The sequence below is a fragment of the Protofrankia sp. CiP1_Cm_nod4 genome (assembly GCF_982290645.1).
Window position 1 is genome coordinate 8601 of record NZ_CEVIVC010000094.1, and the last position, 11685, is coordinate 20285.

Genomic DNA, 11685 nt, shown 5'->3' on the forward strand with positions numbered 1-11685 from the left:
GGCGGCCCGGCCGGGTGGCTGCCGGCAGCGGCGGCCTGCCCGTCAGCGCAGGGTGGAGAAGCGTTCCAGCGAGGCACCCTCGTAGACCATGCGGCGGTCGACCTGGAAGGTGCGGTCGCGCAGGGCGGCCAGCTGGTCGGAGACGACCGCGCAGGCCCCCTCCAGGGTCTTGTAGCCGTCCGCCCGGACCAGGAACACCGCGTGCCCCGGCCCGGCCATCGCGTTCACCCGGGCGGCGAAGTCGGCGCCGGAGGCCCGTCGCATCCGTTCCGCGTAGTCGACCCAGTCGACCAGCGCCGGCCCGCTGGTGTCGGCGTAGACGATCTGCCGGACGTCGAGGCCGCCGCGGCGCTCGATCGCCCGGTACACCGCCGGGCCCAGCTGGTCGGGGCAGTAGGCGACCACGTCACCCGGCCGGGCCAGCGCCGCGATCCGGTTCGCGATCTCCCCGCTCTGGGTGCGTTCCTGCCGGGCCATGTGCCAGCCGCCGAACAGCCCGGTCACGCAGACGATGACCAGCAGCGTGACGTGCGCCCGGCCGGGCAGCAGGCCGATGCCGAGCGCGGCGAGCAGCAGGCAGGCCGGCAGCGAGATCCCGGTGTAACGCTCCGTATAGGCACTGCCGCCGGTGGTGTTGACCAGGTAGGCGAGAGCGAGCGGGAGGAGCCACACCGCGACCAGGTAGCGGCCGGGCACCCGCCCGGTCGGGACGATGTGCAGCCCGTCGTCCTGCGGGCGCCCGGTCAGGCCGAGCAGGGCCGCGGCGAGCAGGACCACCCCGAGCAGCGCGCCGGTCGAGGTCGGGCCGGCCCAGTCGAACACCGTGTCCAGCAGCACCTGCGCCTGCACCCGGGCCGCCCACGGCGTGCCCGTGTGCAGCATCTGGAACAGGAAGGACGGCATCCACGGCGCGAACACCACCGCCGAGGCGAGCATCGCCGCCAGCGCCGACAGCGCCGGGCGGCGGTAGTTCGCCCGGCGCAGCGCCTGCAGCGCGAGGAAGACCGCGACCGTGGTGAGCAGCAGGAACGTCCAGTAGTGGGTGTAGACCAGCGCCGAGGTGGCCACGGTGAGCACCACCAGCCGGCGGCGGGACGGCCGCTCCAGCGCCCGCACCAGGGCCAGCCCGAACAGCAGGACCAGCAGGACGACCAGCGAGTACATCCTGGTCTCGCTGCCGTAGCGGATCGCGTACGGCGAGCAGGCGAACAGCAGCAGGGCGGCGAGGCCCGCCCGGCGCGGGGTGTCGGCGTCACCGCTGCCGAACGTCACCGCGATCCGCCCGACCCGGCGGCCGGCGATCCAGGCGACCGGCAGGGTGACCAGCGACAGGATGCCCGACAGCGCACGGACGGCGACGTCACCCGTCCCGAACATCGAGATCCACACGTGCAGCGACAGGTAGTACAACGGCGGTGAGCCGTCCCGCCGCAGCGCGTCGAGCAGGCCGCCGACCGGCCTGCGGGCGATCTCCACCGTCAGCGACTCGTCCAGCCAGAGATGGCTCGGGGTCGCGAAGCGGGCGATGGCCCCGATCACGATCGCGGCGATGGTGCCGACGACCAGCAGCCGGCGCAGCCAGCGCTCCCCGTGCGCCACCCAGTCGGGCGTGGCCGGCGGCCGCTCGGCCTCGCCGGGAACGGCCGCCGACGGGACGCGCGCCGCCTCCGGGCGGGACGCCACCGCTGTCGGTGCCGCCACCGCTGTCGGTGCTGTCGGTGCCACCGCCGGTGCCGCGCTCGACGCCACCGCCGTTTCCAGCCCTACCGCCGGTGGAGACGCCGGCGCGGCCGGCACCGCTGCCGGCGCGGGGGGCGCCGGCGCGGGCGGATCCGCCACCGGGCTCCCGGAAAAGTCGGCACTCACCAGCGAGACGGTACTCACAGTGCCGGCCTGCCGATCGTCGGTGCCGGCCGGTTGATCGGCCACGGCCCGCACGGGGGCGGGGGAAAGCTCGGATGGGCTCATGATCCGTCCTGCCGTCCCTCCTCGTCGGCCGCCTCAGGCTGGACCTCCTGGGCGAGCAGGACCGGCAGCAGGGTGGCGCGCTGCCGGCCACCGGCGCTGTGTACCGCGGCCCGCAGCGCCGGGCCGTTGACGGACACCACCGACAGGTGCCGCCGCGCCCGGGTCAACGCGGTGTAGATCAGCGGACGGGTCAGCATCCGGCCCGCCTCCGGGGGGAACACGGCCACCACCGCCGGCCACTCGCTGCCCTGGGCCCGGTGGACCGTGACCGCCCAGCCGTGCCGCAGGTCCCCGACGATCCCGCCCGGGACCACCACGTCCCCGCCGGGGAACGCCACCGTGAGCGCGCCCTTGTCACCGGTCGCGGTCACCACGCCGATCTCGCCGTTGGCGAACCCGTCGTCGAGATGGTTCGCGGTGGCCACCACCCGGTCCCCGACGTCGAACCCGCCGGCCGCCCCGGCACCGGGGTTGAGCGCCTGCTTGAGCGCGGCGTTGAGCGCCTGCGTCCCCGCGGGGCCGCCGTGGACGGGGGTCACCACCTGGATGTCCGCGACCGGGATGCCCAGCGCCCGCGGGATGGAGCCGGTGACCAGCTGGACGACCCGGTGTGCCGCCTCGCCCGAGCCGCGGGTGGGCACCACGACCACCTCGCGGTCCGGCCCGGACGGGGGCGGGGGCAGCTCGCCGGCGCGCACGGCCGTCGCCAGCGTCGCGATCCCGCCGCCCTCGGACTGCCGGTAGAGGCGCCGCAGCTCGGTCACGGGCACCACCCCGGCCGCCAGCAGGTCGGCCAGCACCCGGCCCGGGCCGATGCTGGGCAGCTGCGCCGGGTCCCCGACGAGCAGCAGATGGGTGCCGTCCGCGCAGGCGTCGACAAGGGCCGCGGCGAGCTCGGCGTCGAGCATGGACACCTCGTCGACCACGACGAGGTCCGCCTCGACCGGGTTGTCGGCGTCGCGCGCGAAGGTCCCGGAGGTGCCCTGCGCCTGCAGCAGCCGGTGCAGCGTGCTCGCCGGCCACTCGCACAGCTCCTCCAGCCGCTTGGCGGCCCGGCCGGTCGGGGCCGCCAGGGCCACCTGCGCGCCGGCGGCGCGGGCGAGCCGCACAACCGCGGCGACCGTCCGGCTCTTGCCCGTCCCCGGACCGCCGGTGAGCAGGCTCACACCGGCGTCGAGGGCGGTGCGGGCGGCGCGCAGCTGGGTCTCGTCCAGGCCGGCCAGGACGGCGGCGAGGCCCTCGTCCGCCTCATCCGCCTCGTCGTCCTCGTCCGCCCCGTCGTTCCCGTCCGCGTCCGCTGCCGGGGCCGCTTCCCTGGCGGCGGCGTCCGCGGGGCCGCCCGGCTCCGCGCCGTCCGCGCTCTCCCCGGGGCCGGGGGCGTCGATGTCGTCCAGGGCGTCGAACATGCCAGGAAGATCGTCATCGTCCTCGCCGGCGGCCGGTGGGCGTGCCGGTGCCGTGCCCGTCGTGGCCGTTGTGGCCGTTGTGGCCGGCCGGGGGCGGGCGGATCCGGGGCGCAGCGGCTCGGCGAGGGCCAGCAGCCGCGCGATCCCTTCGGCCAGGGTCTGTTCCGCCGTGGCGTACCGCTCGAGCGCGGCCAGCCTGCCGGTGATGACCACCTGGCCGTCCTCGACCGCGCTGCCCAGCGCCGCCGCCGGGTCCACGACCCCGTCACGGGCGGCGGCCCGCAGCAGCGGGTCCACCTCCGCCGCGGTGTCCCCGAAGCGGGACGCGGCGCGGCGCAGCAGGTGGGCGACCACCGCGGGGCCGCGCCGGTCGTCGTCACGGCCCGCGCCCATGGCCCGGGCCAGCCGGTCGGCCTGGGTGAGCTCCGCCTCGCCCGCGGCGAGCAGCGCCCACGGGTCGGCACGCAGGGCGTCGGCCACTCCCGGCCCGAGCTCGTCGACCAGCCGGCGGACCAGGCGGACCGGCAGGTCGGCCAGGATGAGCAGCTCGGCCGCGGCAAAGGCGCCCCCGGCGGCGGCGAAGGACTCCACCAGCCGCCGGGCCCGCGCGGGAGGGACCCCCGGGACGGTCGCCAGCCGGGCCGCGTCCACGTCGGACGGGGCGCGGATCCCGGCGTCGGGCAGGCGGGCCGCGATCGTCCGGCCGAGCCCCGGCCACAGCCCGGCGGCGCAGAAGGCGGTGAACACCACAGCGGGATCGACGCCCGGGCCGACGGCCGCGGCGGCCGTCGCGCCCACCGGGCCGTCCGCTGGCGCCCCGTCGCTGACCAGGCTGGGGGGCTCGTCGGTGGAGATGGTCTCGGCCGGCATGCCGGCAGTCTAGAGCGGCCGTCGGACCGGCCGTTGCGCGCCGAATCCCGACGTGCCACCAGTAGTTACCGACGGTGACGTCCGGTGCGGAAGCGACCGGCGATCGACGCGGGAGCGACGGGGGATCGACGGGGGATCCACAGACGATCAGTGGAACAGCGGCTCCCGCCCTCCGGGGAGCCTCGGGCGAGGGCCCGTGGGCGGGGGCCGCTAAGGTCGATGCGACCCGGCGGGCCCCGCCACGGCGGATCCGGGGCGGCCGGGCGCACGGCGTCCGGCCGGTTACCCTGAGCAGGTCTCCCGGTGGCGGCTCGTATCCCGATCATCGACACCGCCCCTGTCGTGCCGATCGCGGTGACAGCGGCCACGTCCAGCATTGATCATGCAATGCCACGTACGCCATACGCAGAGCCACACAGAGGGGGCCGGGAGTGAACGCCCTGGAAGCAGTCGTGCTGGGCACCGTGCAGGGGCTGACGGAGTTCCTGCCGATCTCCAGTACGGCGCACCTGCGGATCGTCCCGGCGTTCTTCGACTGGGAGGATCCCGGCGCGGCGTTCACCGCGGTCACCCAGCTCGGGACCATGGCCGCGGTCCTGATCTACTTCCGTGGGGATCTGGGCCGCATCGCGCTGGCGTGGGCCCGCGGCCTGCGGGACCCGGAGATCCGCCGTACGCTCGACTCCCGCCTCGGCTGGTACATCGGGCTGGGCACGATCCCGATCGGGCTGATGGGCTTCGCCTTCCAGCACCAGATCGAAACGGGTGCCCGCAACCTGTGGGTGATCGGCTCGGCGCTGATCGTGCTGGGCCTGGCGCTGCTGTACGCCGAGCGGAAGGCCACGCTCAAGCGCGACGTCGACGACATCGGGCCGCGGGACGCGGCCATCATCGGGTGCGCCCAGGCGTGCGCGCTCATCCCGGGGGTGTCCCGGTCGGGGTCGACGATGACCGCGGGGCTGCTGACCGGGCTCACCCGGGAGGCGGCCGCGCGCTACTCCTTCCTGCTGTCGATCCCCGCCGTGGTGCTCTCCGGCCTGCTGGAGCTCCGCAAGATCGGCGAGGACGGCGGCGCGGGCACCGGGGCCACGGTGATCGCGACCATCCTCGCCTTCGGCGTCGGGTACGCCTCCATAGCCGGTCTGTTGAAGTTCCTCGTCCGGCACAGCACGATGGTGTTCGTCGCATACCGGGTGGCGCTGGGGAGCCTGGTACTCTCTCTGGTCGCTTCCGGAGTGATCGCGGCCACGCCATGACGGCGATCGTTCCGGAAGCCAGGTCCCGGAAACCAGGTCCTGGGAACATGTCCCGGCAACACAGCGTCTCGCGGGTGGGCATCGTGCAGGTCGTCATGCGGGCCGCGACAGGGATCGCGGCGGGGATCGCCGTGCGGGGCACCGTCGGGCAGCCGCGGTGACCACCGTTCTGCTCGTGCGCCACGGGCTGACCGCGGTGACCGGCTCCATCCTGCTCGGCTGGACGCCGGGTGTCGGCCTCGACGACAGAGGCCGGGCGCAGGCCCACGCGCTGGCCGGGCGGCTGGCGTCCGTCCCGCTCACCGCCGTCGTCTCCAGCCCGCTGCAGCGCTGCCGGGAGACCGCCGAGGCGATCGCCGCGCGACAGCGGGCGGCCACCGCGGGCCGGAGCGAAGACGAACAGGCCGGTGACGCCGGCCCTGCCGGGCCCGGCACGGCCGCCCCGGCCGCCCCGGCCGCGTCCGGCGCCGGAGTGGGCGCCGGCGGGCAGGAGCGGGACGCCGTCACGCTCGACGACCGGCTGGGGGAGTGCCACTACGGCGACTGGACCGGTCAGGAGACGAAGGTGCTGACCGCCGACCCGCTGTGGCGGACCGTGCAGGACCATCCCAGCGCGGTGGTCTTCCCCGGCCCCGGCGGTGAGGCGCTGCGCGACACCCAGCACCGGGCCGTCACCGCGGTGCGGGACTGGAACACCCGGCTGGGCCCGGGCGCGGTCTGGCTGGCCTGCTCCCACGGCGACGTCATCAAGGCGATCGTCGCGGACGCCATGGGCATCCACCTCGACCTGTTCCAGCGGATACTGATCGACCCCTGCTCGCTGACCATCATCCGCTACACCGAACGGCGGCCGTTCGTGGTCCGGGTGAACGACCGGGGCGGTCCCGTCGCCGACCTGCTGCCGGCCCCGTTGACGTTCCCCGCCGACGAGGGCGACGCGGTCGTAGGCGGCGGGGCGTAGGCGGCGGGGCGTAGGCCGAACCATAAGCCCGAACCATAAGCAGGGTGGGCCACAGGGCGGGACGGGCGCGCACCCGGCCGTCCAGACTGGGTGGCGTGAGTGAGCCCGCTTCCAACGTCACCCCGCCTGGACGGCCGGGGCCGGGGCCCGGTCCGGCCGACACCGGGGGCCTCGACGCGTCCGACGCCCTCACGCTGCTGCGGGACGGCGAGATCACCGTCACCGGACGCCTGCTCGAGGCCAGCAACGCCACCCTGTACTGCGAGATCAGCCTGGACGGGGTCGACCGGCGCTGCGTCTACAAGCCGGTGCGCGGCGAGCGCGCGCTGTGGGACTTCCCCGACGGGACGCTGGCCGGCCGGGAACGCGCGGCCTACCTGGTCTCCGAGGAGACCGGGACGGGGATCGTGCCGCCCACGGTGCTGCGGGGCGGCCCGTTCGGGACGGGCATGGTCCAGCTGTGGATCGACGTCGACGAGACCGTGGACCTGCTTGCTCTCATCCGCTCCGACGATCCCCGGCTGCGGGCGGTCGCCCTGTTCGACGCCGTGATCAACAACGCCGACCGCAAGGGCGGGCATCTGCTGCCCGCCCCGTCCGGCCGCGTCTACGGCGTCGACCACGGAGTGACCTTCCACGTCGAGAACAAACTGCGGACAGTGCTGTGGACGTGGCGGGGCCAGCGCCTGCGCGCGGACGAGACCGAACTGCTCACCTGCCTGCGGGAGGCTCTCGACGGCCCGCTCGCGGCGGCGCTCGCCGGCCTTCTCACCACCGCGGAAATCGGCGGATTGCGGGCCCGGGCCGCCCGGCTGCTGACCGAACGCCGTTTTCCGATGCCGTCCGGTGACTGGCCGGCAATCCCCTGGCCGCCCTTCTGACCTGCCGGCCAACCGGCCGGCGGGCGCGGGTCCGCGGATCCCCCGAAGCGACTGCGTGTTCCGCGCGTCCGGCTACGCTGACCATATGCAATCCTGGCCGGCTCCCTCTCGCTCCCGGCTGCCTGGCCGGGGATTACCCCTCCGGGTTTCCGACACGGCCACCCGCGCCGTGCGCCCACTCGCCGCGGGGCAGACAGTCCGAATGTACGTCTGCGGGATCACCCCGTATGATGCCACGCATCTTGGGCACGCATTCACCTATCTCACCTACGACCTGGCGTACCGGGTTCTGCTGGATGCCGGGCACGACGTCGTCTACGTCCAGAACGTCACCGACGTCGACGACCCGCTGTTCGAGCGGGCCCGGCGGGATGGCCTGGACTGGCGGGAGATTGCCCGCAGCCAGACCGAACTGTTCCGCGCCGACATGACCGCGCTGCGCATCCTTCCGCCCGCGGTGTACGCCGGGGCGGTCGAGTCGATTCCGCTTGTCATCGAACTGATCGAACAGTTGCGCGACCGTGGCGCGGCCTACCCGGTGGAACAGGACATCTATTTCCCGATCGGCGTGGCTCCCCGCTTCGGCGAGGTCTCCCACCTCAGCCACGCCGAAATGGTCGCCCGGGCCGCGGAGAACGGTGGTGACCCGCGGCGTGCGGGCAAGGAGGATCCGCTCGACCCGCTGCTGTGGCGGGCGGAACGCGCCGGGGAACCGTCGTGGCCCTCCCCGTTCGGGCCGGGCCGGCCGGGCTGGCACATCGAATGCGCGGCTATCGCGCTGGCGCACCTCGGGGACAGCATCGACATTCAGGGCGGCGGCACCGACCTGGTGTTTCCCCACCACGAGTGCGGCGTCGCCCACGCGGAGGCGGCCAGCGGGGTGTGGCCGTTCGCCCGTACCTACGTGCACACCGCCATGGTTTCCCTCGACGGGCACAAGATGTCGAAGTCGCGGGGGAATCTGGAGTTCGTCTCCCGGCTGCTGCGCGGCGGTGTCCAGCCGGCGGCGGTCCGGCTCGCCCTGCTCGACCACCGGCACACCGTGGGATGGGAGTGGACACCGGGCGCGATCGACACCGCCCGTGACCGGCTGGCCCACTGGCAGGCGGCGGCCGCCGGTGAGCGCGGCCCGGACGCCCGGCCGCTGCTCGACGACGTCCGCCGGCATCTCGCGGACGATCTCGACGCCCCGGGCGCGCTCGCCGCGGTCGACCGCTGGGCGGCCACGGCGCTGACCGTGGGCGGCCAGGACCTCGAGGCTCCCGGACTGGCACGTGCCATCATCGACTCGCTGCTCGGGGTGGACCTTGACCCGGTTGTACCGTGACCCGGTTGTACCGTGACCCTGTCGTGCCGTGACCCTGTCGTGCCTGGAGGATGTTCACGTTGATGGGCGCCCACTACCAGCGGGCAGACGCTGGAACCTACGGTGAACGGCCGACATTCGACGAGGTGGCGCGGGGCTACGACCCCCAGCAGGTCGAGGCGTACCTGGACACGTTGTGGCGGTACGCGGGCCAGGTCACGGCCCGGGCGGCCGCGGCCGAGGCGGCGCTGGAGAGCGAACGCCGCCGCCGGGACGCCGAGGCCCAGCTGCCCGACCGGTCGCCGGCGCAGGCGGGTGGGCGGATCGGCATCATGCTGGCCATCGCGCAGCAGGAGGCCGACGAGATCGTCGCGGGTGCCCGCGGTATCGCGGAGCGGGCCCTCCAGGAGGTCGTCGAGGACTCCGCCGCCAGTCATCCCATCGTGCGCAAGGCGCGCGAGCAGGCCGACAGGCTGCTCTTCGACGCGGTCGAGCAGTCCCGGCTGGAAGCCCGGCAGCGGCAGGCCGACATCGAGACGCAGATCACGCAGCTGTCCGGCAGCCTGGAGACGCTGCGCCGCCAGCAGGGCGAGGTGCTCGGCGCGCTGCTGCGGCTGCGCAGCCTGGTCAACACCGAGGAGATCGACCGGGCGGTCACGGAGCTGGCCCGGGCCGGGACCGCGGGCGTGGGCGCCGAGGAGCGTGAACGGGCCACTGCGTACCGTCCGGAGGACGTGGCTACATCCGCGCAGACAGTGATAGGCTCAGAGCAGAAAGTCACTGATGCGAGCTTTACCGATACGAGCCTTTTCGCCCGGACGGCGAAGGTGCCCGGTAGCTCCTCGCGTTACCGCGACGACGAGGACATCCTCGACGCCGAGGTCGTCGAGGAGTAGCCGCCGAGGAACGGCGGCCGCCGGGCGGCGGAGCGTCAGAACGGGCGGCGGGGAGGGTCCTGTGTCGTGTGTCGCACTCGGGCAGGGCATGCACGATCTGGTCCAAGGGCCGGTGGGCTACCGTCCGCGGCGCCGCAGGTACCGTTCGAATTCGCGGGCGATCGCATCCCCGCTGGCCTCCGGCAGCTCGGTCTCCGGCTCCCTCGACTCAAGTGCCCGGACATACTCGGCGACCTCGGTGTCGCCGGCGGCGAGCTCGTCCACCTGGCGTTCCCAGGCCCGGGCCCGGTCGGCCAGGTCACCGAGGGGGATCTCGATGTCGAGCAGGTCCTCGACCCGGCGCAGCAGCGCCAGCGTCGCCTTCGGGCAGGGCGGGTTCGCCACATAGTGGGGGACCGCCGCCCAGAAGGACACGCTCGCCAGCCCGGCGCGGGTACACGCGTCCGCGAAGACCCCGACGATACCGGTCGGGCCCTCGTACTTCGACGCGTCCAGCCGGAAGCGGGCGGCGGTGCCGGCGTCCCCGGCGGTGCCGTTGATCGGCACCGGACGGGTGTGCGGTGAGTCCGCGAGCAGCGCGCCGAGGCTGACCACCGTCTCGCCGCCCAGGGCGTGCACGGCCTCGATCAGCTCGTCGGTGAAGCTGCGCCAGCGCATGTTCGGCTCCAGGCCGCGGATGAGGATCAGGTCGCTGTCGCCGCTGGTCGGGCGCGCCACCGACAGCCGGGTCGTCGGCCAGGCGATCTTACGGTCGTCGCCTGTCCCGCTCACCGTCGGCCGGTTCACCTGGAAGTCGTAGTAGTCGTCCGGGTCGATGGCACCGACGACCCGCGCGTCGAACGTCGACTCCAGATGCTCGACGGCCGCGGACGACGCGTCCGCGGCATCGTTCCAGCCCTCGAAGGCAGCCACTACGATCGGCGACCGTAGCTGACCGACATCGGAGAACTCGATCACCTGCCACCTCCTGCCGCCCCCTGGCGGTTCACTGCCCCTGTGACAGTGCAACGGTACGTCCTACGCTCGCGCGTGCCGGCGGATCCTTGTGCCCCACTGTCGGGGAAATGCCACGGGACCGTCCCGGCCCGTCCCGCCCCACCGTCCGGCTGACAAAAATATTGCCGGCCGGAAGGCCCGTAAGCAGGGCGAACCCAGGACGCGGCGCAAGCCACGACCATGGGCGGCGGTGATGCTACCGGTACGCTTCGGACGTGCGAGGAGATCTGCTGTCCGTCCTGGCCGAGCGCGTCGTGGTGGCCGACGGCGCCATGGGAACGATGCTGCAGGCCACCGGCCTGACACTCGACGACTTCGACGGGCACGAAGGCTGTAACGAGATCCTGAACGTGACGCGTCCAGACGTGGTACGGGCGGTCCACGACGCCTACTTCGCTGTCGGGTGTGACGCGGTCGAGACAAACACGTTCGGGGTCAACCTCGCCAATCTTGGAGAGTACGGCATCGCCGACCGTATCGGGGAACTGGCCGAGGCGGGCGCCCGGATCGCCCGTGAGGCTGCCGACTTCTGGAGCCGGCCGGGTCAGCCCCGTTTCGTCCTCGGTTCGGTGGGCCCCGGCACCAAGCTGCCCAGCCTCGGCCACATCACCTACCGGCCGCTGCGGGACGCCTACCAGCGGCAGGCCGCCGGCCTGCTCGCCGGCGGCGTCGACGCCATCCTGGTCGAGACCGCCCAGGACCTCCTGCAGGCCAAGGCCGCGATCATCGGGGCGCGCCGCGCGATGGCCGAGGCCGGCCGGCGGGTGGCCCTGATCGCGCAGATCACCGTGGAGCTGACCGGCACGATGCTGCTCGGCTCGGAGACCGGCGCGGCGCTCACCGCGCTGGAGCCGCTCGGCATCGACCTGATCGGCCTGAACTGCGCCACCGGCCCGGCCGAGATGAGCGAGCACCTGCGCTACCTGTCCCAGCAGGCCCGGGCCGGGCTGTCGGTCATGCCGAACGCCGGCCTGCCCGAACTGGGCAGCGACGGCGCCACCTACCCGCTGACCCCGGCGGAGCTCGCCGACGCCCAGGACGTCTTCACCCGCGACTACGGCGCGGTGCTCGTCGGCGGCTGCTGCGGCACCACCCCCGAGCACCTGCGCCAGGTCGTCGAGCGGGTCGCCGGCCGGGGTGTGCCC

The 11685-nt window shown here is 73.9% G+C and carries 9 protein-coding genes; 6 read left to right on the forward strand and 3 right to left on the reverse strand.

All coding sequences use genetic code 11. From position 1 onward, the window contains the following. Positions 1-42: 42 nt before the first annotated feature. On the reverse strand, positions 43-1968 hold the full coding sequence (locus tag AC5LSR_RS16875; protein WP_250291237.1) for a glycosyltransferase family 39 protein: 1926 nt from the start codon (positions 1966-1968) through the stop codon (positions 43-45). Then, positions 1965-4244, reverse strand: a complete 2280-nt coding sequence (locus tag AC5LSR_RS16880) for an AAA family ATPase (protein WP_493465076.1) — start codon at positions 4242-4244, stop codon at positions 1965-1967. Before AC5LSR_RS16880 ends, AC5LSR_RS16875 begins: the two co-directional genes overlap by 4 nt. A gap of 431 nt (positions 4245-4675) precedes the next feature. Here AC5LSR_RS16880 and AC5LSR_RS16885 point away from each other — a divergent pair, with 431 nt between their 5' ends. The 5 genes from AC5LSR_RS16885 (at position 4676) to AC5LSR_RS16905 (ending at position 9544) form a co-directional block, all read left to right on the forward strand. After that, on the forward strand, positions 4676-5500 hold the full coding sequence (locus AC5LSR_RS16885) for an undecaprenyl-diphosphate phosphatase (protein ID WP_250291239.1): 825 nt from the start codon (positions 4676-4678) through the stop codon (positions 5498-5500). 157 nt (positions 5501-5657) lie between these two features. Further along, on the forward strand, positions 5658-6461 hold the full coding sequence (locus AC5LSR_RS16890; RefSeq protein WP_493468669.1) for a histidine phosphatase family protein: 804 nt from the start codon (positions 5658-5660) through the stop codon (positions 6459-6461). Positions 6462-6556: 95 nt separating this feature from the next. Next, positions 6557-7342, forward strand: coding sequence for an SCO1664 family protein (locus AC5LSR_RS16895; protein ID WP_250282015.1), 786 nt, complete (start codon positions 6557-6559; stop codon positions 7340-7342). Positions 7343-7427: 85 nt separating this feature from the next. Then, positions 7428-8669: a cysteine--1-D-myo-inosityl 2-amino-2-deoxy-alpha-D-glucopyranoside ligase gene (mshC, locus tag AC5LSR_RS16900; RefSeq protein ID WP_250282018.1), complete on the forward strand. Its 1242-nt coding sequence runs from the start codon at positions 7428-7430 to the stop codon at positions 8667-8669. Positions 8670-8731: 62 nt separating this feature from the next. Next, entirely contained in the window at positions 8732-9544 is an 813-nt protein-coding gene (locus AC5LSR_RS16905) for a hypothetical protein (RefSeq protein ID WP_250282021.1), read from the forward strand. Positions 9545-9661: 117 nt separating this feature from the next. On the opposite strand, the gene AC5LSR_RS16910 is transcribed toward AC5LSR_RS16905, so the two are convergent. After that, complete coding sequence (locus AC5LSR_RS16910; protein WP_250282022.1) at positions 9662-10501, reverse strand: PAC2 family protein; 840 nt, start codon at positions 10499-10501, stop codon at positions 9662-9664. Between the two features lie 254 nt (positions 10502-10755). On the opposite strand from AC5LSR_RS16910, the gene AC5LSR_RS16915 reads away from it, so the two are divergent. Next, positions 10756-11685, forward strand: a 930-nt coding sequence (locus AC5LSR_RS16915) for a homocysteine S-methyltransferase family protein (RefSeq protein ID WP_493468670.1), incomplete at its 3' end; no start/stop codon positions are given.

Coding starts and splice junctions, on each gene's coding strand:
- mshC (WP_250282018.1), top strand. CDS start 7,428: ATGCAATCCTGGCCGGCTCCCTCTCGCTCCCGGCTGCCTGGCCGGGGA.
- AC5LSR_RS16875 (WP_250291237.1), bottom strand. CDS start 1,968: ATGAGCCCATCCGAGCTTTCCCCCGCCCCCGTGCGGGCCGTGGCCGAT.
- AC5LSR_RS16880 (WP_493465076.1), bottom strand. CDS start 4,244: ATGCCGGCCGAGACCATCTCCACCGACGAGCCCCCCAGCCTGGTCAGC.
- AC5LSR_RS16905 (WP_250282021.1), top strand. CDS start 8,732: ATGGGCGCCCACTACCAGCGGGCAGACGCTGGAACCTACGGTGAACGG.